The 21369-nt window shown below is 34.8% G+C and carries 22 protein-coding genes and 1 tRNA gene; 6 read left to right on the forward strand and 17 right to left on the reverse strand.

Translation table 11 applies throughout. The annotated features are described in order from the left end of the window. Nucleotides 1–7 precede the first annotated feature (7 nt). The 14 genes from nuoL to aspS form a co-directional block, all read right to left on the reverse strand. On the reverse strand, nucleotides 8–1891 hold the full coding sequence (nuoL, locus tag E0I26_RS06345) for an NADH-quinone oxidoreductase subunit L (protein WP_131915649.1): 1884 nt from the start codon (nucleotides 1889–1891) through the stop codon (nucleotides 8–10). Between the two features lie 6 nt (nucleotides 1892–1897). Further along, a complete protein-coding gene (nuoK, locus tag E0I26_RS06350; RefSeq protein ID WP_066079401.1) occupies nucleotides 1898–2218 on the reverse strand; it encodes an NADH-quinone oxidoreductase subunit NuoK in 321 nt (106 codons plus the stop codon). 1 nt (nucleotide 2219) lies between these two features. After that, nucleotides 2220–2732 carry an NADH-quinone oxidoreductase subunit J family protein gene (locus tag E0I26_RS06355; RefSeq protein WP_091172454.1) on the reverse strand — a complete coding sequence of 171 codons (513 nt, stop codon included), beginning with the start codon at nucleotides 2730–2732 and terminating at the stop codon, nucleotides 2220–2222. Beyond that, nucleotides 2732–3277, reverse strand: coding sequence for a NuoI/complex I 23 kDa subunit family protein (locus E0I26_RS06360; protein ID WP_131915650.1), 546 nt, complete (start codon nucleotides 3275–3277; stop codon nucleotides 2732–2734). Before E0I26_RS06360 ends, E0I26_RS06355 begins: the two co-directional genes overlap by 1 nt. 111 nt (nucleotides 3278–3388) lie before the next feature. Next, on the reverse strand, nucleotides 3389–4441 hold the full coding sequence (nuoH, locus tag E0I26_RS06365) for an NADH-quinone oxidoreductase subunit NuoH (RefSeq protein ID WP_131915651.1): 1053 nt from the start codon (nucleotides 4439–4441) through the stop codon (nucleotides 3389–3391). Further along, nucleotides 4434–5483: a 2Fe-2S iron-sulfur cluster-binding protein gene (locus E0I26_RS06370; protein WP_131915652.1), complete on the reverse strand. Its 1050-nt coding sequence runs from the start codon at nucleotides 5481–5483 to the stop codon at nucleotides 4434–4436. The genes nuoH and E0I26_RS06370 overlap by 8 nt, the downstream gene beginning before the upstream one ends. An 18-nt stretch (nucleotides 5484–5501) precedes the next feature. After that, the gene (gene nuoF, locus E0I26_RS06375) at nucleotides 5502–6869 is read right to left on the reverse strand and encodes an NADH-quinone oxidoreductase subunit NuoF (protein WP_131915653.1); all 1368 of its coding nucleotides are present in this window, start codon (nucleotides 6867–6869) and stop codon (nucleotides 5502–5504) included. 1 nt (nucleotide 6870) lies between these two features. Continuing rightward, nucleotides 6871–7401, reverse strand: a complete 531-nt coding sequence (locus E0I26_RS06380) for a complex I 24 kDa subunit family protein (protein WP_131915654.1) — start codon at nucleotides 7399–7401, stop codon at nucleotides 6871–6873. 86 nt (nucleotides 7402–7487) lie between these two features. After that, complete coding sequence (locus E0I26_RS06385) at nucleotides 7488–8726, reverse strand: NADH-quinone oxidoreductase subunit D (RefSeq protein WP_131915655.1); 1239 nt, start codon at nucleotides 8724–8726, stop codon at nucleotides 7488–7490. A gap of 35 nt (nucleotides 8727–8761) precedes the next feature. Continuing rightward, nucleotides 8762–9283, reverse strand: coding sequence for an NADH-quinone oxidoreductase subunit C (locus E0I26_RS06390; protein WP_131915656.1), 522 nt, complete (start codon nucleotides 9281–9283; stop codon nucleotides 8762–8764). Between the two features lie 3 nt (nucleotides 9284–9286). After that, nucleotides 9287–9835 carry an NADH-quinone oxidoreductase subunit B gene (locus tag E0I26_RS06395; RefSeq protein WP_131915657.1) on the reverse strand — a complete coding sequence of 183 codons (549 nt, stop codon included), beginning with the start codon at nucleotides 9833–9835 and terminating at the stop codon, nucleotides 9287–9289. A 97-nt stretch (nucleotides 9836–9932) separates the two neighbouring features. Then, nucleotides 9933–10298: an NADH-quinone oxidoreductase subunit A gene (locus E0I26_RS06400; RefSeq protein ID WP_131915658.1), complete on the reverse strand. Its 366-nt coding sequence runs from the start codon at nucleotides 10296–10298 to the stop codon at nucleotides 9933–9935. A 298-nt stretch (nucleotides 10299–10596) separates the two neighbouring features. Then, entirely contained in the window at nucleotides 10597–10791 is a 195-nt protein-coding gene (locus E0I26_RS06405; RefSeq protein WP_007137066.1) for a cold-shock protein, read from the reverse strand. Nucleotides 10792–10917: 126 nt separating this feature from the next. Next, nucleotides 10918–12669, reverse strand: a complete 1752-nt coding sequence (gene aspS / locus E0I26_RS06410; RefSeq protein ID WP_131915659.1) for an aspartate--tRNA ligase — start codon at nucleotides 12667–12669, stop codon at nucleotides 10918–10920. A 151-nt stretch (nucleotides 12670–12820) separates the two neighbouring features. Here aspS and E0I26_RS06415 point away from each other — a divergent pair, with 151 nt between their 5' ends. The 3 genes from E0I26_RS06415 to E0I26_RS06425 all read left to right on the forward strand — a co-directional run bounded on the left by E0I26_RS06415 (nucleotide 12821) and on the right by E0I26_RS06425 (nucleotide 15505). Beyond that, nucleotides 12821–13819, forward strand: a complete 999-nt coding sequence (locus tag E0I26_RS06415; protein ID WP_131915660.1) for a TlpA family protein disulfide reductase — start codon at nucleotides 12821–12823, stop codon at nucleotides 13817–13819. Between the two features lie 173 nt (nucleotides 13820–13992). Next, a complete protein-coding gene (locus tag E0I26_RS06420) occupies nucleotides 13993–14340 on the forward strand; it encodes a toxin-antitoxin system YwqK family antitoxin (RefSeq protein WP_131915661.1) in 348 nt (115 codons plus the stop codon). A 238-nt stretch (nucleotides 14341–14578) separates the two neighbouring features. Continuing rightward, a complete protein-coding gene (locus tag E0I26_RS06425) occupies nucleotides 14579–15505 on the forward strand; it encodes a hypothetical protein (RefSeq protein WP_131915662.1) in 927 nt (308 codons plus the stop codon). A 1-nt stretch (nucleotide 15506) separates the two neighbouring features. On the opposite strand, the gene E0I26_RS06430 is transcribed toward E0I26_RS06425, so the two are convergent. The 3 genes from E0I26_RS06430 to E0I26_RS06440 all read right to left on the reverse strand — a co-directional run bounded on the left by E0I26_RS06430 (nucleotide 15507) and on the right by E0I26_RS06440 (nucleotide 18329). After that, nucleotides 15507–16208, reverse strand: coding sequence for a restriction endonuclease subunit S domain-containing protein (locus E0I26_RS06430; protein WP_131915663.1), 702 nt, complete (start codon nucleotides 16206–16208; stop codon nucleotides 15507–15509). Continuing rightward, the gene (locus E0I26_RS06435) at nucleotides 16205–17812 is read right to left on the reverse strand and encodes an HsdM family class I SAM-dependent methyltransferase (protein WP_131915664.1); all 1608 of its coding nucleotides are present in this window, start codon (nucleotides 17810–17812) and stop codon (nucleotides 16205–16207) included. Before E0I26_RS06435 ends, E0I26_RS06430 begins: the two co-directional genes overlap by 4 nt. 437 nt (nucleotides 17813–18249) lie before the next feature. After that, nucleotides 18250–18329, reverse strand: a tRNA-Leu gene (locus E0I26_RS06440). A gap of 289 nt (nucleotides 18330–18618) precedes the next feature. Between E0I26_RS06440 and E0I26_RS06445 the strand changes: the two genes are divergently transcribed. The 3 genes from E0I26_RS06445 to pth all read left to right on the forward strand — a co-directional run bounded on the left by E0I26_RS06445 (nucleotide 18619) and on the right by pth (nucleotide 21324). Next, nucleotides 18619–19560: a ribose-phosphate pyrophosphokinase gene (locus E0I26_RS06445; RefSeq protein ID WP_131915665.1), complete on the forward strand. Its 942-nt coding sequence runs from the start codon at nucleotides 18619–18621 to the stop codon at nucleotides 19558–19560. 100 nt (nucleotides 19561–19660) lie between these two features. After that, the gene (locus E0I26_RS06450; RefSeq protein ID WP_131915666.1) at nucleotides 19661–20272 is read left to right on the forward strand and encodes a 50S ribosomal protein L25/general stress protein Ctc; all 612 of its coding nucleotides are present in this window, start codon (nucleotides 19661–19663) and stop codon (nucleotides 20270–20272) included. Between the two features lie 485 nt (nucleotides 20273–20757). Continuing rightward, entirely contained in the window at nucleotides 20758–21324 is a 567-nt protein-coding gene (gene pth / locus E0I26_RS06455) for an aminoacyl-tRNA hydrolase (protein WP_131915667.1), read from the forward strand. The last annotated feature ends 45 nt before the right edge of the window (nucleotides 21325–21369 follow it).

Raw genomic sequence — 21369 nt, forward strand, 5'->3', positions numbered from 1 at the left:
TATAAGATTATTGAGCTAAAAATAAATAAGAAACAATGGCACAAAGCCCTAAAACGAAAACAAAAAGATAAAGACCAATGCTTCCATTTTGTATTTTCTTTCCTTGGTAACTTATTTCGTTGGTAACTTTTCCGAATCCAAAAACCAAAGCTGATAAACCTGTTTCTATAGTATCTCTGAAAAAACGAGACAAGAAATTAATTGGTTTAACAAAAATAGCATCATAGCATTCATCAACATAATATTTATTGTAAAGCATTTTAGAAAATCCTGAAATGGCAGCATCTTCTGTCGGAACTGTATTTTGTTTGATGTATTTGGCGTAAGCAATACCAATTCCTACTAATCCGCCCACAACAGCAATAGCCATCAAGATATATTCAGTAGTTCCTAAATGGTGTTCTGCGTTTGCTAATTTTGGTAAAATAGGAGTCAAATATCCATTCAACCAGCTGTTTCCAGGTAAACTGATCAAACCACCGATAGTAGCCAAAATTGCTAAAACAATCAAAGGAATGGTAATCAAAGAAGGACTTTCGTGCAAATGGTGTTTTTGTGCTGAAGTTCCTCTGAATTCTTGGAAGAATGTTAAAAACATCAAGCGGAACATATAGAAAGCAGTCATTATAGAAGCAACCGAAGCCACAACCCATAACGGAATGTTGTGATGAAAAGCCACTAATAAGATTTCGTCTTTCGAGAAAAACCCTGAAAACAATGGAACTCCAGAAATCGCTAAAGAAGCAATTAACATGGTTACAAACGTAATTGGCATCGCCTTTTTCAAGCCACCCATGTTACGCATGTCTTGTTCTCCGTGCAAAGCGTGAATTACAGAACCTGAACCCAAGAACAAACAAGCTTTGAAGAAAGCGTGTGTGATTACATGGAAAACGGCAACTTCATAAGCACCCAATCCCAAAGCCAAGAACATCAGTCCCAATTGAGAAACGGTAGAATAGGCCAAGACTTTCTTAATGTCATTTTGAACCAATCCAATTGTAGCAGCAACTAAAGCAGTAACAGCTCCAACAATTGCGATTATAGATTGAACGCTTGGAACCAAATCAAACAAGAAATTTAATCTTGTAATCATAAAAATACCAGCAGTAACCATCGTAGCTGCGTGAATCAAGGCCGAAACCGGAGTTGGCCCAGCCATTGCATCCGGTAACCAAGTATACAATGGAATTTGTGCTGATTTACCACAAGCTCCAATAAATAGAGTTAAAGCAGCAACTGAAAACCAAAAATCATTATAGTCTGGCGCAGTAGTGATGGCTGTTTTTAATGTTGTAAAATCAACCGTTGAAAATAAAGATCCAAGGATAAAAATACCAACTAATAACCCTAAATCACCGATTCTGTTCATGATGAATGCTTTCTTAGCAGCATCATTAAATTCTTGGTTTTTATGCCAAAATCCAATTAGCAGATACGAACAAAGACCAACGCCTTCCCAACCGATGAACATCACTAATAAGTTACTTCCTATTACTAACGTAATCATGAAGAATATAAACAGATTCAAATACGCAAAAAACTTGTGCATATTTTCATCATCGTGCATGTAACTGATCGAATACAAATGAATCAAAGATCCAATTCCGGTTACAAAAAGCAACCATAAAATTGACAATTGGTCCAATTGAAATCCAAAATCAACTTTGAAATTACTGATTTGAATCCAGTCAAAAAGAGTAATTCGAATGCCTTCCGGTTGTGCCGCTATTCCACTGAAGAAATAAACAGTTGCGATAAAAGAAACCACAACTGATAGGGTTCCAATTATTCCAGAAAGCGATTTTCCCAGACTTTTGCCAAAGAAAACATTGATTAAAAATCCTAAAAAAGGAGCAAGAACTAAAACTAAAGCTATATTGGTATTCATTTCCATTTATCCTTTTAAGTTTTTTAAATTATCGATAGTAATTGAACCTAAATTTCTAAAGATAGAAACTAGAATCGCCAATCCTACCGCAACTTCTGCCGCAGCAACAGCCATCGAAAAGAACACAAAAACTTGTCCTTGTGCATCTTGATGATAGGTCGAAAATGCTACAAACAATAAGTTTACTGCATTCAGCATAATTTCAATTGACATAAATACGATAATGGCATTTCGTCTGTACAACACTCCGAAAACTCCAATACAAAAAAGTATTACGCTCAGGAATATATAATTTTCAATACCAATGTGGTTTAAAATATTGTTCATCTTATTTTTGCAATTTTTCTTTTTTAGACAATAACACAGTTCCAATCATAGCAACCAAAAGTAATATAGAGGCAAATTCAAACGGAACCATATATTCATTCAACAGTATTTTACCCAATACTTTTATAGACTGATAATCTTCGCCGGTAGTTACGTATTCTCCAACAATAGGTTTTGAGTTGATAAAAATGGCTATCAAAACCAAACAGATCAAACAAAAAGAAACAATAGCTCCTAATCGCGTAATTCTAGGTCGGTGCACTTCTCTTTCTTCATTTAAATTCATCAACATAATGGTGAATAAAAACAAAATCATAATCGCTCCAGAATACACAATAATGTGAACTATCGCTAAAAATTGAGAATTCAATAATAGATAATGACCCGCAATCGAAAAGAAACAAATCACTAAATAAATAGCGCTGTGAATCGGATTTTTGCTAAAAATTGTCAAAAATGCGGTTGCTAATGTGATAGCAGCCAATACACAAAAAATTATAAGTATCGTAGACATTAGTTAGCGTTTTTAAGTTGAGCGTTTTTCATTGCCATTTCCAGAGGCATGACCAATTTGTCTTTTCCAAAGATAAAATCTTCTCTCTCATAGCTAGAAGGAACCAAAACTTTAGAAGTTGTCAGGTAAATTGCGTCTTTAGGACAAGCCTCTTCACACAATCCACAAAAAATACAACGCAACATATTAATTTCATATATCGACGCATATTTTTCTTCTCTATACAAATGTTTTTCATCTGCTCTGCGTTCTTCAGCCTTCATCGTAATCGCTTCAGCAGGACAAGACAAGGCACATAAACCACAAGCCGTACAATTCTCACGACCTTCCTCATCACGCTTCAACATGTGCTGACCGCGATAAACCGGACTTCTTTCTCGTACTTGTTCCGGATATTGAATCGTTACTTTTCTTTTAAACAAATGCTGAATCGTAATTATCAAACCTTTGACAATCGCAACAAGATACATTCTTTCCCAAAAAGTCATCTCCTTGTTAGAGACTAGCTTTTTTCTTCCCGATAAGGATATACTTTCTATTGACATTTTTTATTTTTATTTGAAGCTTAATCCTGCTATTCGCTATATCTTTTATTTTTTAAAGAAAAAAATAAAAGGATGCCGCTACTATCAGGGCTAGGGCTTTTTCGGTACTAATTAAAATCCTAAATAAGTTGCAATTTCACTTCTCAAAATTACAATTCCGGTAATCATGATATTGATAATGGATAATGGAATCAAAATTCTCCAACCCAAATGCATCAATTGATCGTATCTGAATCTTGGAATAGTCCAACGAACCCACATATAGAAAAAGATGAATCCACATAATTTGATAAACAAAGCACCAAATCCTATAACGTTAGCAATATTTACACCCCAATTTTCTACCGCCCAACTCATTCCAGGATAATTATATCCTCCAAAGAATAAAACAGCTAAAATCGTTGAAGAAATAAACATATTCGCATATTCAGCAAATAAATAGAATCCCATTTTCATCGATGAATATTCCGTGTGATATCCTCCAATTAATTCCGTTTCGCATTCCGCTAAATCAAAAGGTGTTCTATTGGTTTCTGCAAAAGCACAAATTAAGAATATAATAAAAGATAACGGTTGGTAAAACACATTCCAATTCATTCCTGCCTGTTGCGCCGAAATCTCTCTTAAGCTCAACGTTCCGGTCATCATCAACAAAGCAATCAAGGAAAGTCCCATGGCTACTTCATAAGATACCATTTGCGAAGCAGCACGAACGGCGCCCATCAAAGAGAACTTATTATTGGATGCCCAACCACCAATCATGATTCCGTAAACACCCACTGAAACAACTCCAATAAAGTATAACAATCCAATGTTTAAATCAGTTGCCTGCAATAGAATATCTCTTCCAAACAAATGCAGCCTGTCTCCCCAAGGAATTACGGCACTCGTCATTAAAGCGGTACTCATAGCAATTGCTGGACCCACGAAAAACAAAAATCTATTTGGAGTGTTTGGCTCAAATTCTTCTTTCGAGAATAATTTCAAACCATCGGCAAGCGGCTGAAATAATCCAAAAGGACCTGCTCTGTTTGGTCCAACACGATCTTGAAGCCAAGCGGCAACTTTTCGTTCAGCCCAAGTGGAATACATTGCCATCAACATTGTCAAAGCAAAAACTGCAACAATAATGACACTTTTTTCTATGATAATAGTACTATCCATTATTACCCAAGCTTTTTTGATTAATAATGTCTTCTTCAGTCAATGGAATTTCGGCCATGCTTATTTTCTTACGGTCTTCCTCTCTACCTAAAAGGATATGCTCTTCCGTAGCGATTTCAACTTTTTCTAATTTTCTGTTGTATTTGTTTTGGTTGATAACCGAATCTTTTTCGAATGCTCTTGGTCCTTCAATAGTCCAATCTGCAATATCTTTATGGTCAAAACGACATCCATTACAAATAAATTCATCTACTTCATGGTACTCATCTTTTCTTCCGGTAACACGTTGGATTTCGTCACCAAACATCCAAACGGTAGTTTTCCCGGAACAAGTAGGGCAATTTCTGTGTGCATTATAAGGCTTACTAAACCAAACTCTAGATTTAAATCTAAACGTTTTGTCTGTTAAAGCGCCTACTGGACAAACATCGATCATATTTCCAGAGAACTCATTATCAACCGCTTTTGAGATACAAGTCGATATATTAGAATGATCTCCTCTATCCATTACTCCGTGCACACGATCGTCAGTCAATTGATCTGCAACCATCACACAACGGTAACAAAGAATACAACGGTTCATGTGTAATTGAATATTTGGACCAATATTTTCTGGCTCAAAAGTTCTTTTTTCTTCGATAAAACGGGTTTCTGATTTCCCGTGTTCGAAGCTTAAATTTTGTAAATCACATTCTCCTGCTTGATCACAAACTGGACAATCTAATGGGTGATTGATCAATAAAAACTCTGTTACTGATTTTCTGGCTTCGGTTACTCTTGGTGAAGATTTACTGTTCACTTCCATTCCGTCCATACAACCTGTTACACAAGATGCCATTAATTTAGGCATTGGTCTTGGATCAGCTTCACTTCCTTTTGCAACTTCCACTAAACAACAACGGCATTTTCCACCGCTACCTTTTAGTTTAGAATAATAGCACATCGCTGGCGGAACTACTTCTCCACCTATCATACGTGCTGCCTGCAGGATTGTTGTTCCTGGTTCTACTTCTATGCTTTGACCGTCTATGGTTACTTTCATTTTCTGAAATTCTTGACTTTATACGATTACTTTAGAAACTAAATGCTTTACTTTTTCAAAAGGTTCAGCAACAAAATGATCTCTATTTTTTATTTTTTCCGGGAAACGAATATGGTATTCAAACTCCTCTCTAAAGTGACGAATGGCTGCTGCCACAGGCCAAGCTGCTGCGTCACCTAATGGACAAATTGTATTTCCTTCAATTTTACTCTGAATACTCAAAAGCAAATCGATATCTTCTTCACGACCGTGACCATTTTCTATTCGGTGTAATACTTTTTCCATCCATCCTGTTCCTTCACGACAAGGGGAACATTGTCCACAGCTTTCATGGTGGTAAAAACGAGAGAAATTCCAAGTATTACGAACGATACAAGACGTATCATTGTAAACGATAAATCCACCAGATCCTAACATAGAACCTGTTGCAAATCCACCGTCACTTAACGATTCGTATGACATCAAACGATCTTCACCGTTTGCCGTTTTATAAATTAAATGGGCAGGTAAAACGGGAACAGAACTTCCTCCCGGTACAAATGCTTTCAAAGGTCTGTCAGAACTCATTCCGCCTAAATATTCATCAGAATTCATGAATTCATAAACACTCAGACCCAATTCAATTTCATAAACACCCGGGTTTTTGATATGCCCAGAAGCCGAAATTAATTTGGTTCCTGTAGAACGTCCAATACCAATTTTAGCATATTCTGCACCTGTATTATTGATAATCCAAGGCACAGCGGCAATTGTTTCTACATTATTTACAACCGTTGGATTTGCCCAAAGTCCTGAAATAGCAGGAAATGGTGGCTTGATACGAGGATTTCCTCTTTTTCCTTCCAAGGATTCAATCAATGCAGTTTCTTCTCCACAAATGTAAGCTCCGGCACCACAATGAACATAAAGTTCTAAATCATACCCTGAACCCAGTATATTTTTACCCAAAAATCCAGCAGCTTTTGCTTCGTTAATGGCTTTTTCTAATATTTTGTAAACCCACATGTATTCTCCACGAATGTAAATATATGAAAGGTTTGCGCCCAAAGCATAACTGGAAGTAATCATTCCTTCAATCAATAAATGAGGAATAAATTCCATCAAGTAGCGATCCTTGAAAGTTCCTGGCTCTGATTCATCCGCATTACAAACTAAATGTCTTGGTTTTCCTGATTTTTTATCGATGAAACTCCATTTCATTCCTGCTGGGAATCCTGCTCCACCACGACCACGCAATCCTGAAGTTTTTACTTCTTCGACAACTTCGTCTGGTGTTAATGTTTTTATGGCTTTTTCTACTGAAGCATAACCTCCGTTTTGACGGTATACTTCGTACGTTTTAATTCCTGGAATATTTATTTTGTCTAATAATATTTTTTGTGACATATTATTTATCGTGTAATATTATTGTATCGTTTTTGCAATCATCAATTAACTGGTCGATTTTTGCTGCTGTCAAATGTTCTTTGTAAAAATCGCCTAATTGCATCATTGGAGCGTAACCACAAGCACCTAAACATTCAACACCTCTAACTTCAAATAGACCGTCTGGAGTAGGTTCGCCCACTTTTACACCTAATTTTTCGCAGGTATAATCCATTAAATCCTCCACTCCATTCAAACAACAAGGAGAAGTTTGACAAAATTCGAACATGTATTTTCCAATTGGTCTTTGGTTGTACATCGTATAAAACGAAACTACTTCGTAAACTTCAATTGGTTTAATCAAAAGGATTTCGGCTACTTTATTCATTAATTCAATACTCAACCAATTCTCGTGAGCATCTTGAACTTCATGTAAAACAGGCAATAATGCCGATTTTTTTTTCTCTTCAGGATAATGACTTATCAATTCATTGATGCGGGACATCAATGCTTCGGTCATATTTATTTCTTGTTTGTGATACGTACGTTCCATTTTTTATTATTTCAAATTTTGAATTCTAAATTTTTAATGCTTTTTAACTTTCATTCAAAATTTATAATTCATCATTTATAATTTTATTAAGCGTCTAATTCTCCGGCAATAACATTTAAACTTGACAAAATAACAATTGCATCCGATAGTAATGAACCTTTAATCATTTCTGGATACGCTTGATAGTAAATAAAACAAGGTCTGCGAAAATGCAATCTATAAGGAGTTCGACTTCCGTCAGTAACCAAATAAAAACCTAGCTCTCCATTTCCACCTTCAACAGGATGGTAGATTTCAGCAACTGGAACAGGAACTTCTCCCATAACAATTTTGAAATGGTAAATCAACGATTCCATACTGGTGTAAACATCTTCTTTTGGTGGAAGGTAATAATCCGGAACATCAGCATGAAAATCATTTCCTTCCGGCATTTTTGCTAATGCTTGACGAATAATACTCAAACTTTCCCAAACTTCGGCATTACGAACACAAAAACGATCATACGTATCTCCAGATTTTCCAACAGGAATAATAAAATCGAAATCTTCGTAAGAAGAATACGGTTGCGACACCCTAACATCATAATCAACACCTGCAGCACGTAAATTTGGACCTGTAAATCCGTAAGCCATCGCTTGTTCAGCTGTTATCGCTCCAACATTTACAGTTCTGTCAATAAAGATTCTATTTCTTTCGAATAAATTTTCAAATTCTTTCCAAGCTGCTGGAAATTCGGCTAAAAACACATCTAATTTTCTAAAAGCTTCTGGTGACCAATCTCTTTCGAAACCACCAATTCTTCCCATATTAGTAGTCAAACGCGCCCCACAAATTTCTTCGTATATTTCGTACACTTTTTCTCTAAATTGGAACACATATAAAAATCCGGTATACGCTCCGGTATCCACACCAAGGATTGAATTACAGATGATATGATCCGTGATTCTAGCCAATTCCATTACAATAACTCTTAAATATTGCGCTCTTTTAGGAACTTCAATATCTAACAATTTTTCTAATGTCATCCACCAACCCATATTGTTTATAGGTGATGAACAATAGTTCATTCTATCAGTAAGAGGCGTGATTTGGTAAAAAGGACGGTTTTCAGCGATTTTTTCGAAAGCTCTGTGGATGTAACCAATCGTTGGTTCCGCTTCTAGAATTCTTTCTCCATCCATCAACAGGATATTTTGAAAAATACCGTGTGTAGCTGGGTGAGTAGGTCCTAAATTCAAGATTGAAAGCTCGCTTCCATCTTCATTTAGTTGCGCTGCAATTCTTTTAGCATAGCGATGCTCTGGTGGTAATAATAGTTCTGACATTTAGTTAATGTGAAAAATTATAATAGTGAGTATTTTTAATAATTGTCTGTCGTTCTTCCAAAGAAACGGTCATCTTTATCTGTTCTTCCGCTATCTTCCATTGGGAATTCTTTTCGCATTGGAAAAGAAATCATTTCATCCATATTCAAAATACGTTTCAACTGTGGATGACCAATGAAGTTTATCCCATAAAAATCAAACGTTTCTCTTTCCATCCAGTTAGAACTTAAGAAAATGTTTGATATCGTTTTTATTTCTGGGTTTTCACCGTTGATAAATGCCTTAATTTTAATTCTTTTGTTTTCGTACCAATTGTGCAAATGATACACCACTGCAAATTGATGGTCCACATCATTGTCAGGATAGTGAATCCCACACAAATCAGTTAAAAAATGAAAACGCAATGTTGGGTCATTTTTCAAAAAAAGAATAACTGCCGTAATTTTATCAGCAGCTACTTCAAATGAAAATATATCTTTTTCCTGATTGAATTCAAAAACAGCCGAATCAAATGTTTCAACTAATTTTTCCTGGATTTGTATCGTTTCTAGCGCCATTATTTATTTGATATTATAAGAAGCTAATAATTCTTGATATTCAGGAGAACTTCTTCTTCTTACAGATTCATTCTTTACTAATTCTTGCAATTTCATAACGCCATCAACGATTTGTTCCGGTCTTGGAGGACAACCAGGAACATAAACGTCAACCGGAATTACTTTATCTATTCCTTGTAAAACTGAATAGGTGTCAAAGATCCCACCTGAAGTAGCACAAGCACCAACGGCAATAACCCAACGAGGCTCTGACATTTGTTCGTAAACCTGACGTAAAATTGGTGCCATTTTTTTTGAAATTGTCCCCATTACCATAAGCATATCGGCTTGACGAGGAGAAAAACTCACTCTCTCCGAACCAAATCGTGCCAAATCATAATGTGAAGCCATTGTAGCCATGAATTCAATCCCGCAACAAGACGTTGCAAAAGGCAGCGGCCATAATGAATTAGCACGAGCCAATCCCACAACATCATTCAGTTTTGTAGCGAAGAAACCTTCACCAACAACACCTTCCGGAGGGGCAACCATATTTATATTTGAATCACTCATTTTTATAAAAGTTATGAGTTATGAGTTATGAGTTCATAACTTAAATTTAAAATCAATTTAATATTTTTAATTCCAAAACCTTTTAGGTGGTTAGGACTTATTCCCACTCTAAAGCTTTCTTTTTGATAATATAAAAGAAACCAACCAAAAGCAACATCATGAAAATCACCATTTTAACCATTCCTTCCATTCCCAATTCTTTGAAATTGATTGCCCATGGATACAAGAAAATCACCTCAACATCAAACAAGACAAACAAGATGGCAACAAGGAAATATTTAACTGAAAATGGAATTCTCGCATTTCCAACAGATTCAATACCACATTCGAAGTTCCTATCTTTGATTTCAGATGATCTTTTAGGGCCTAATTTTCCTGAAACTAATATAGTTCCTACAACAAATCCTACAGCTAGGATAAACTGCATTAAAATTGGGATATAATTTAATTGATCGGATTGCATAGTATCGTTTTTTTTGAATAAAAATAAGCCACAAAGATAACTTTCAAATTATTAAATAACAATAAAAATTCAAAAATACATCGCAACTACAACGTTGTAAATTTACAATTTTTATTAATTATAAATAAGGAAAGATTTTTATCTTAAGATGTGTTTAACGTTTATAAAATTCAACAATCTTAAAAAGAAGGTTCATTTATTTCGAAAGTGGCAAAAATTTTGAATAAAAAAAAACGTTCCGAAATAAATCGGAACGTTTTTAAACATTCGTAGGCAAAAAAAATTAATTTTTTTATGCTTAGATAACTGCTACTTTCGCAGCAACTTTTCCTTTTCTTCCTTCTTCTTCTTCATAGCTAACTCTGTCACCTTCGCGTAATTCTTCCGCGTTGATTCCTGATGCATGAACAAAAATGTCTTTTCCTGTTTCTTCGTCTGTAATGAATCCGTAACCTTTAGATTCATTGAAAAATTTAACTGTACCTGTACGCATTGTAATAGTAATAATAATTTATAATGAGGCAAATGTAATATTTAATATAATACGAAAGACATTCTTCTCTTTTTATTTTGTAAAAATATTGATATTCAACGTTTTCTAACTAATTTACACCCTAAATTACGATGAAACTAATTTTATATGCAACTCTTTCAATTGCGACTCATCAATTGTAGACGGCGCATCAATCATAACATCTCTTCCTGAATTATTTTTTGGAAAAGCAATAAAGTCCCGAATCGTTTCCTGACCACCAAGAATTGCTACTAATCGATCCAATCCAAAAGCCAAACCTCCATGTGGTGGCGCTCCAAACTGGAATGCATCCATCAAGAATCCGAACTGTGCCTTAGCTTCTTCTTCGGTGAAACCTAAATATTTAAACATTAATTGTTGTGTTGCTTTATCATGAATACGAATCGATCCACCACCAATTTCATTTCCATTCAAAACCATATCATATGCATTAGCCCGAACTTTCCCTGGGTTCGTCTCCAATAAGTGCATGTCTTCTGGTTTAGGAGATGTAAAAGGGTGATGCATAGCATGGTAACGACCACTTTCTTCATCAAATTCTAATAATGGAAAATCAACCACCCAAAGCGGCGCAAATTCAGCTGGATTTCTCAACCCTAATCGCGTTGCTAATTCCATACGCAACGCACTTAACTGTGTACGTGTTTTATCAGCTGGACCAGAAAGCACAAAAATCATATCGCCCGGCTGAGCACCTGTAGTTTTTGCCCAATTACTCAAATCATCTTGATCGTAGAATTTATCTACTGATGACTTATAAGTCCCGTCTTCATTGCATTTCACATACACCATTCCTGACGCACCCACTTGAGGACGCTTAACCCAGTCAATTAATCCATCTATTTCCTTACGAGTATAGTTTCCAACTCCCGGAACTGCAATTCCCACCACTAATTCCGCAGCATTGAAAACCGGAAAATCTTTGTGTTGTGCTATTTTATTCAACTCGCCAAATTCCATTCCGAAACGGATATCTGGTTTATCATTCCCATAGGTTTTCATGGCATACTCGTAGGTAATTCTTGGGAATTTATCTACTTCGATGCCTTTTATTTCTTTCAATAAATGTCTTGTCAATCCTTCGAAAACATTCAAAATATCTTCTTGTTCCACAAAAGCCATTTCGCAATCAATTTGTGTAAATTCCGGCTGTCTGTCGGCGCGTAAATCTTCATCACGGAAACATTTCACGATTTGGAAATATTTATCCATTCCGCCCACCATTAACAATTGCTTGAAAGTTTGAGGTGATTGTGGTAACGCATAAAATTGCCCTTCATTCATTCGAGAAGGAACGACAAAATCTCTAGCTCCTTCTGGTGTAGATTTTATTAAATAAGGTGTTTCTACTTCACAAAAATCCAAATCCGAAAGGTATTTACGCACTTCCATCGCTACTTTATGACGAAACATCAAACTGTTTTTTACCGGATTTCTTCTAATATCAAGGTAACGGTATTTCATTCTGATGTCTTCCCCACCATCCGTTTCATCTTCAATTGTAAAAGGAGGCGTAAGCGAAGCGTTAAGAATAGTAAGTTGAGTAACTAAAATTTCTATCTCGCCTGTTGCAATGTTTTTATTTTTGGCTTCACGCTCAATAACAGTCCCTTTTACCTGAATTACAAATTCACGACCAAGTGTTTTTGCAAGTTCAAAAACTGATTTTTCAGAACGACCTTCGTCAAAAATCAATTGCGTAATTCCATAACGGTCACGCAAATCAACCCAATTCATAAATCCCTTATCACGTGATTTTTGAACCCATCCCGCAAGTGTAACTTCTGTATTAATATGTGAGGCATTCAACTCACCACAATTATGACTTCTATACATGATCCAAATTTTAGACTGCAAAAGTAAAAACAAATATTGTATTAAACCCTAAAACCACGAAACTTCAACGAAAATTAAATTATTGTTAATCTTTCAAAAAATTAATAATTAAATAATTAAGTTTGACTAACACAATCTAACCTCATCATTTATGAAAAAATTAGTACTTATTGCCATTCTATTTGCCGTTACGTTTTACAGTTATGGGCAAGGTCCAAATTACGTTTCTTTTAATGCCGAAATAGCCAACAGAAATGGAGATTCTATTTATATCAGAGACAACAAAAAAGTGATTCGAAAAATCCAAATCAACAAAGAAGGCGTTTTTAAAGATACCTTAAACATAAAAGACGGCTTATATCTAATGTTTGACGGGGTTGAATATACCAGCTTGTATCTTAAAAACGGATATGATTTAAAGCTAAAAATGGATGCAAAACAATTTGACGAGTCCATTGTATATTCAGGAAAAGGAGCTGTAGAGAACAATTTTTTGGCTCAAAACACCATATCGGAAAGCAAATTTAATTACGATGAAATGCTATCGTCTAATGAAGAAGCGTTCAATAAATTAATTGCCGAGAAAAACAAAGCCGATTTAGCAAAACTAGAAACCAACAAAATGGACCCTAATTTTGTTGCTCTTCAAAAGAAAGATATTGAGAATAATTTAGCCGGCTTGACTAGATATTACAAACAAGGCCTAGCGAACAATAAATTAAACAATTCCGTTTCTCCTTCGTTTGATTATGCTAATTACAAGGGTGGAAAAACGAAGCTGGAAGACTTTAAAGGGAAATATGTATATATAGACGTTTGGGCAACGTGGTGCGGACCCTGTCGTGCCGAAATTCCTTTCTTGAAAAAAGTTGAAGAAAAATACCATGATAAAAACATTGCTTTTGTGAGCATTTCTATTGATAAATTAAAAGATCTCGAAAAATGGAAAACCATGATAAAAGAAAAAGAATTAGGCGGCGTTCAGGTTTTTGCAGATAATGATTGGAATTCTCAATTTGTCAAAGACTTTAATATCACCGGAATCCCTAGATTTATTTTGATAGATCCGAATGGAAAAGTTGTAAAAGCAGATGCAGCCAGACCTTCGTCACCAAAACTACAAGAAGAACTGGATGTTCTTTTAAACTAAGTTTGATAAAACTAAAACAAATGAACCAATGTGAAAGCATTGGTTTTTTTATGTTTGAGTATTTCCAATGTTAAGTTTTACTTCAATGTTACTAAATTGTTAACTAAAAGTTTTTTTAATGTAAATTATTTTCTAAATTTGATAAGAAAATGTAATTAATTAAAACTAACGATATGAAAAAGTATGTAATTTTAGTGGCGCTATTGTTCTCTGGGATTCTTTTTGCACAAGTAGGAAAACCAAAATTAGAAATTGTTGGCCAACAAGTTAAGGCTGTTTACTATTTTGAAGATGGTAAGATACAACAAGAAGGTTTCTTTAAAAATGGCAAACTGGAAGGAACTTGGACTTCATATGACACAAATGGAAATAAACAATCTATTGGCAATTATGAAAATGGTACTAAAACTGGAAAATGGTTTTTCTGGAATGGAAATAATTTGAGCGAAGTAGATTTTTCTAACAGTAGAATTGCATCGGTGAAAACTTGGAAACAAGATAGTTTAGTCAACAGAGACTAGAAAAACTCAATTAAAACATTAAAAAAGCTTCCGTTAATTTCGGAAGCTTTTTTTATACCTATTAAACAAAGCAGCCGTAAATTTTATTCTTTCAATTAAAACCCCCAAGACAGGAGTCTTCGAAGAACGCTTAGATTTGTAATAAAAATATTATTTATATATTTGCCGATAATGCGCTATTCAATAGCGGGTATGAATAAATTGGGTGCAATTTTACAACAACATAGAAACGTAACAAATGGACGGATATATTGACGAAATAATTAAGCATTCAGCAAATGCATGCAGTAGAATTAACAACTTTTCTCAAGATGTTCTAAAAACCAGAGGAGGAAGGATTGGAAGTGGTATGGGGCTCTTGATTGAAGCTCTTTGGGGGTATTATATGAATATTGAACTTACTGATCAACCCATAGAAATAGGATGGTTCCCAGATCATCAATATAATGACTTTGTTTGTTTAAAAAAGGGAGAAGACTGGGTTCCCGAAACAGGACAAGGCGAAGTATGTAGAATTGAGGTAAAATCGATGAATAGTGGTGCTGACGAATCTAAAGCGCATTTTGACGTTTTACAAAAGGAAATTGACCCAATAGACTTATTATTAGTGATAACTTGGGAATGGAAAAAACTTGATGATCATCATTTCTTTCCATATATAAATGACCATTTCATTGGTCTTGCGCATGACATTATCAAATTGCGAGATTCATTACATATTACAAGAGGTGGAATTTTTACAGACCATACAAATTGCGAAGAAGATTGTAATTGTGATATTGATGAATGTTTATACTATGGCGAACCTTTGAATTCATCTTCAAAGAGAGAAAGAATAACAGGACCACCAAAGACAAGACCTTCTGAAAAAGTTGCATATGCAGCAAATTTTGGCGGTTTGTTGAGAATGATTAAAACTAGTAGTGAAGATTCAAGAAATAAATTTAGAGAAATAAGAAAGAGTAACTTAACAGCACATAATTATATATCATTTATTCATAGGAATTTTGCCGCTGAAGAACTAAATCAATTCACAAAAGAAGAATGGTTAGTAGTTGCAAAATCATATGAAGTAAATTTTGACAACAGTCTCTCGAAACAAGAAATTTATACTATTGTAAAGTCTAACCCAGACTACCAAGAAAGATTAAAGAATCTACTTTGATTTATTTTTTTTTAGGTTCTGAGATTCGGTTCTCTTTAATTGAGGTTAATAGTATCTCATTAAGGTCTTGTTGATAAGAATTCAACTTGTTAAAGCAGTCTAAATATTCTTGATGCTTTTCTTTTAAATACTTGCTAAGTATTAATTGATATTTTTTGTCAATTTTTGGAATTTTAATAGAAAGAAAATCATCAGTTTGAATTCTAGGTAATGCTGCACCAGCAATAAATTTTTCAACTTGTTCTTGCACAAAATCAGACGAAATAATATACCTTAATAAAATTGGCTCGATTAAGCTTGTTTCTATTTCGAAGACCAAAAATTCGGTAGAACAAATTCCATTGTTAACTCTCTCATCAACTATATAGGATTTATTTAAAGTTGGTCGTAACTTAGAATACAATAAATCACCTAACTTGAAAATTTTGCATCTGGACTTAACTGCACTACCATACTTTGACTTAAAATCAACAAGAAATCCAGTGTAAGGTTGTATGTTTTCCAATCCTAAATAATTAAATGAAGTTTTAGAGTAGACTTGTGGATCTATTGATTCTTTTCTTTCCCTTAATACATCTCTTAAAGAAATCAACTCATTGTCAGGAAATATGGTCAATTCCTCATTATCTGTCAATATTGAGTTAATTAACCACCTATCGTTCTGAGTCAATACTAACTCATTAATAAATTTAAAATTACTCATATTTTGTTTATTAATATTTTTAAGGGTTTAATTAAATCATTGATATCAGAATCACCTGTATCTTGTCCTTTGAAATCATATCCGACTGAACTTATATTACCAATCAGAATCTCTTTATTACTAATTCCTTTGTTAGATTTATTTTCCTTAACTCCAAACAGAATCACAGTTTTAATATTTGCCCCATAAGGAGAAAAGGTTTCTAATGGTAAGCCAACAATTCCGACAATAGTGATTTTTTGTAAAAGCCAATCCCGAACAAATTTGGTATTCTTATTGGTTATAATGCTTTCAGGAAGAACAATTCCTAAACGACCACCTGTTCGTAATAATTGAATGCACCTTTCCAATCCAAGTATCTCTAAGGGCACCGAGTTTCTACCTTTCATTAATTCAAAAGAATCCAATCTACTTAATGCCTCTTTTGATAGTATAGAACCGAATGGAGGATTTGACATAACAATGTCGAAGCTAGACTCTTTTAAGTCTTCATAATTGTCAAAACTCAGCAACGCATCGGTGCATCTGATATTCGAATGACCATCACCATGCAATCGCATATCAGTCATAGAAATTCTGACCATTCTTTCACTTTTCTCAATCCCATGCAACTTATGAAATTTAAATTCATGAATTTTTTTCTCTGGAATTTTTGAATTGTTATTGGTAACATGAAAAAGTGACTGTGTTAAAAAATGACCAGAACCAGAAAAAGGATCAATTATTAAGTCATCAACATTTGGATTAAGAACATCAACAATAAATTTAATAATAGGTAATGGTGTAAAATATTGACCTAGTCCAGCTCGCATAGCAGGCAACATCATTTTCTGAAAAGCCCTTCCCTTAACATCTACCTTGGAACTAGACAAATCAATTGCTTCAAAGAGTCCAACTAATTTTACCAATGCAGGGGCAGAAAGTGTCATTTCAGTATTAAATACCCCCCTAGATTTCTTATACTTTGGAATCCTCATTGAATACACCCTATCATCATATTCTGTCGATCTTGCGTAAACACCTCTTACAACTGAAGCAAGTTCTTCAGAAGAAGAATATAAACAACGTTGAAAAAAATAGTAAGTGTTTTTCACCAAAGACTCCTCATCATACAATTTTGCATATAAAAACTTGCAGACTTCATCTAATGCCTGGTCTGCATGTAACCCATCAATATCTCTGATTATCGAATGCGCTTCGAAAAACAGTCCTTCAACAGACTTGTCAATTTGCTTCAAAGGTCTAAAGCCCTCATCTATATCTCCAAAAATTAGACTTTTTGTTGTTTCAATTTTCTTTGGAGATTCAACTTCATTAGTATAATCAAATGATTTGTCTGAAAAATTTTTGACTTGAATTCTTTTAATTTCCGTACCATCAAAAAATACAATTAGACCAATAAGTGGTAGTGTTGCTTTAATGATTTCCGTCAACTCCAATTCATTCCTATCATTGAGCATTACTAGTGCAAGAAATGGGTCTTTGAACTTATTTTCTAACACCCAAATGTTATTTATTGGAGTCTCATTGTATTCACGTAGCCTATCTTTAATAAAGCTCTGTAAAAAACCAATTCTGATTAAAATTTCGTTTACTTTTTCCATAAATTAAGACGTTGCGTCTGCAAATATAAGACTAATTGTCTAAAAAACAAAATTGCACCCAACACTTGCTACAATTGATTTGGACAATTGGCATAATTCAAAAATAGGCTTGCATTTGTGATGTTTAGACAAATCTGAAATTAAGGCTTAATTTAACCCCAAACCACTTGTAGCAAGGGAGCAATAAGCCATCTTAGAAATCTCATCAAAAACAAGAACCTATGTCTGTTCTAGTTGATACACTTTTTAAAGAAATCAATTTAGAATATTCGAAGCCATATAAATGGAATGAAAAGCTTAATGCAGATTTTAATGGTGTTTATATTGTACCAACATCAAGTAATTCAACATTGCCCAACAAAAATTCAAAACTTAGCCACCCTTTTGACCACCCTAAAAAAAAACCTCTGAAAATCAAAAGATTTCAGAGGTTTTTGTACCCGGAGCCGGAGTCGAACCGGCACGGTTTCCCACAGGTGTTTGAGACCAGCGCGTCTACCAATTCCGCCATCCGGGCTTAGCAGACATGAAATAACGACAGTTATTTCAACGCAATAAAAGATGTGATTGTGTTTAAATCAACCATCAATTCCTTTAACACGGTGCAAATGTAAAAAATAATATTAAATGTTCAACTAAAAATACTTAATTTTTTCCTTTCAGAGTTGAATAAATTTTATAAATTTGCACCTCGGTAAAATGAAACACACTAACTAACTACACCCGAGGCATTTATATTTTTCTGGTTTTAAACAAATGATGAAGCCGAATTGTATGGAGCGCAGCGGAATAAAAACAACAAATTAATGTCACACCTAGAACCTGAAGCTAAAATTTTTGCTTGTTCACAAAGTGTCTATCTTGCAGAAAAAATTGCTGAGAAATACGGAATTCCGTTAGGAAAAGTTACCATGTCTAAATATAGTGATGGTGAATTTCAACCTTCTTACGAAGAGTCCATCAGAGGATTACGCGTTTTTATCGTTTGCTCCACTTTTCCGAATGCAGATAATTTGATGGAATTGTTATTAATGATTGACGCTGCAAAACGTGCTTCGGCAAGACATATAACCGCAGTAATTCCTTACTTTGGTTGGGCAAGACAAGACAGAAAAGACAAGCCAAGAGTTCCGATAGGAGCAAAATTGACAGCAAAATTGTTAGAAAGCGCTGGAGCAACAAGAATCATGACTATGGATTTGCATGCAGATCAAATTCAAGGATTCTTTGAAAAACCGGTAGATCATCTTTTTGCATCAACTATATTTTTGCCATACGTTAAAAGTTTAGGTTTAGATAATTTGACAATCGCATCTCCAGACATGGGAGGTTCAAAAAGAGCGTATGCGTATTCTAAGTTTTTAGAATCGGATGTAGTGATTTGTTACAAACAAAGAAAAATTGCCAATATCATCGACACGATGGAATTAATTGGCGAGGTTAAAGGTAGAAATGTAATCTTAGTAGATGACATGATTGATACCGGAGGCACTTTGGCGAAAGCCGCAGATTTAATGATCGAAAAAGGAGCATTGAGCGTAAGAGCGATTTGTACCCACGCTATTTTATCAGGAGACGCTTACGAAAAAATAGAAAAATCGCAATTGAGCGAATTGATAGTTACCGATTCTATTCCGTTAAAGAAAGAATCAAACAAAATAAGAGTGTTGAGTTGCGCACCTCTTTTTGCAGAAGTTATGCACATGGTGCACCACAACAATTCCATTAGCGGAAAATTTATAATGTAGTCATTGCGAGGAAAGAAGCAATCTCATTACGCAAAATGCCGATAGCCAAAAGCTAAAAGCCAAACAAGTAATATTATTTAATAACTATATTTTTTTTACAATGAAATCGATTACAATTAAAGGATCAGAAAGAGAAAGCGTGGGTAAAGTAGCAACTAAAGCCCTACGTAATGCTGGATTGGTTCCTTGCGTATTATACGGAGGAAATCAGGCAGTTCATTTCTCAGCAGAAGTTATGGCTTTCAAAAACTTGGTTTACACTCCAAACGCTCACACAGTTGAGATCGATCTTGGAAAAGGAAAATCATTTAACGCTATTTTACAAGACATTCAGGTTCACCCGGTGTCTGACAAGATTTTACATATTGACTTCTTTCAAATCTTTGAAGACAAAGAAATCACTATGGAAGTTCCTGTAAAAATCGTTGGTAACTCTAAAGGAGTTATGGCTGGTGGAGATTTACGTTTGAACAACCGTAAATTAAAAGTAAGAGCTTTACCTAAAAATCTTCCTGATTTTGTTGAAGCTGACATTACTCCACTTGACATGGGTAACAAGTTATACGTTACTAAAGTAGCGTCTCCAAACTACAAGATCATGCACCCAGACAATACAGTTATTTGTCAAGTGAAGATCTCTCGTGCCGCTATGAAAGCAGCTCAAGAAGCAGCAAAAGCAGCAAAAGCTCCTGCAAAAGGAAAGAAAAAATAATATTTTTCAATCATTCAAGAAAGCGTCAGTTACACAACTGGCGCTTTTTTTATGCGCATTACTTTTGGTCATTGCGAGGAGTTGCGAGGAACGTGGCAAAGCAATATCATTATCCCATTTTTAGTATTAGGAGCACAAATATCCCAACTTCAAACACGACTCCTCCTGCTGTCCGTTGTATCTTTTTATCCTGAACTTGTTTCATGATCCTGAAACAAGTTCAGGATAAAAAGGATGCCACTCCCATCAGGGCTATCCAGAACTATTTTGTTCTCAATAACGATTTTCTAAATCTATTGAGCAATTCTACTCTTTCCTCCCTTAAATGAACTTAAATCTCTTCTATGGTTTAAAAAACTCAAAAAAAGCTAAACGGTTTTGCTCTAATAATTGCCATTAGTTTACTTTTACAGCATGATAAAATGTCCCGATAGCTATCGGGATTAAACATTTGAACAACAAAAACAGAAGACAATACGGATTGTATGAAGAAATTTTTAATAGTTGGACTCGGTAACATTGGCGCCGAATATGTAAACACACGTCACAACATCGGTTTTAAAATAGTGGATTTTTTGGCTCGAAAAGAAGGAGTCAACTTTGAAACCGTAAAATTGGGTTCGCTTGCCGAATATAAATTCAAAGGAAGAACCTTCTTACTGCTCAAACCAAATACCTATATGAATTTGAGCGGCAAAGCGGTACAATACTGGATGGATAAGGAAAACATTCCTTTGGAAAACATTCTGGTGATTACAGATGACTTAAATCTTTCTTTTGGAACCATCCGCATCAAGCCAAAAGGAAGTGACGGCGGACATAACGGATTAAAAAACATCAATCTCGTTTTGAATACACAAAACTACACCCGATTCCGCTTTGGCATCAGCGACGAATTCAAAAAAGGAAAACAAGTTGACTATGTTCTTGGAGACTGGGATGATGCTGAAAAAGCCGCACTTCCGGAACGATTAGAATTGGCTTCAGAGATTATAAAATCATTTGGAACCGCAGGTTTAGAAAACACCATGACCGCATTTAATGGAAAATAAAACTGCAACATTCTTAGCCGTTAATAAATGGATTTTGAATTAACT

The organism is Flavobacterium rhamnosiphilum, assembly GCF_004349195.1.
GTDB classification, from domain to species: Bacteria; Bacteroidota; Bacteroidia; order Flavobacteriales; family Flavobacteriaceae; genus Flavobacterium; species Flavobacterium rhamnosiphilum.

Bases quoted from the DNA above. Each gene is read 5' to 3' on its own strand.
- pth (WP_131915667.1), top strand. From the start codon at position 20,758: ATGAAGAAATTTTTAATAGTTGGACTCGGTAACATTGGCGCCGAATAT.
- E0I26_RS06415 (WP_131915660.1), top strand. From the start codon at position 12,821: ATGAAAAAATTAGTACTTATTGCCATTCTATTTGCCGTTACGTTTTAC.
- E0I26_RS06385 (WP_131915655.1), bottom strand. From the start codon at position 8,726: ATGTCAGAACTATTATTACCACCAGAGCATCGCTATGCTAAAAGAATT.
- E0I26_RS06450 (WP_131915666.1), top strand. From the start codon at position 19,661: ATGAAATCGATTACAATTAAAGGATCAGAAAGAGAAAGCGTGGGTAAA.
- E0I26_RS06435 (WP_131915664.1), bottom strand. From the start codon at position 17,812: ATGGAAAAAGTAAACGAAATTTTAATCAGAATTGGTTTTTTACAGAGC.
- E0I26_RS06445 (WP_131915665.1), top strand. From the start codon at position 18,619: ATGTCACACCTAGAACCTGAAGCTAAAATTTTTGCTTGTTCACAAAGT.
- aspS (WP_131915659.1), bottom strand. From the start codon at position 12,669: ATGTATAGAAGTCATAATTGTGGTGAGTTGAATGCCTCACATATTAAT.
- E0I26_RS06400 (WP_131915658.1), bottom strand. From the start codon at position 10,298: ATGCAATCCGATCAATTAAATTATATCCCAATTTTAATGCAGTTTATC.
- E0I26_RS06370 (WP_131915652.1), bottom strand. From the start codon at position 5,483: ATGAAAGTAACCATAGACGGTCAAAGCATAGAAGTAGAACCAGGAACA.
- E0I26_RS06425 (WP_131915662.1), top strand. From the start codon at position 14,579: ATGGACGGATATATTGACGAAATAATTAAGCATTCAGCAAATGCATGC.
- nuoH (WP_131915651.1), bottom strand. From the start codon at position 4,441: ATGGATAGTACTATTATCATAGAAAAAAGTGTCATTATTGTTGCAGTT.
- E0I26_RS06380 (WP_131915654.1), bottom strand. From the start codon at position 7,401: ATGGAACGTACGTATCACAAACAAGAAATAAATATGACCGAAGCATTG.
- nuoK (WP_066079401.1), bottom strand. From the start codon at position 2,218: ATGAACAATATTTTAAACCACATTGGTATTGAAAATTATATATTCCTG.
- E0I26_RS06405 (WP_007137066.1), bottom strand. From the start codon at position 10,791: ATGCGTACAGGTACAGTTAAATTTTTCAATGAATCTAAAGGTTACGGA.
- E0I26_RS06355 (WP_091172454.1), bottom strand. From the start codon at position 2,732: ATGTCTACGATACTTATAATTTTTTGTGTATTGGCTGCTATCACATTA.
- E0I26_RS06360 (WP_131915650.1), bottom strand. From the start codon at position 3,277: ATGTCAATAGAAAGTATATCCTTATCGGGAAGAAAAAAGCTAGTCTCT.
- E0I26_RS06430 (WP_131915663.1), bottom strand. From the start codon at position 16,208: ATGAGTAATTTTAAATTTATTAATGAGTTAGTATTGACTCAGAACGAT.
- E0I26_RS06420 (WP_131915661.1), top strand. From the start codon at position 13,993: ATGAAAAAGTATGTAATTTTAGTGGCGCTATTGTTCTCTGGGATTCTT.
- nuoF (WP_131915653.1), bottom strand. From the start codon at position 6,869: ATGTCACAAAAAATATTATTAGACAAAATAAATATTCCAGGAATTAAA.
- E0I26_RS06395 (WP_131915657.1), bottom strand. From the start codon at position 9,835: ATGAGTGATTCAAATATAAATATGGTTGCCCCTCCGGAAGGTGTTGTT.
- E0I26_RS06390 (WP_131915656.1), bottom strand. From the start codon at position 9,283: ATGGCGCTAGAAACGATACAAATCCAGGAAAAATTAGTTGAAACATTT.
- nuoL (WP_131915649.1), bottom strand. From the start codon at position 1,891: ATGAATACCAATATAGCTTTAGTTTTAGTTCTTGCTCCTTTTTTAGGA.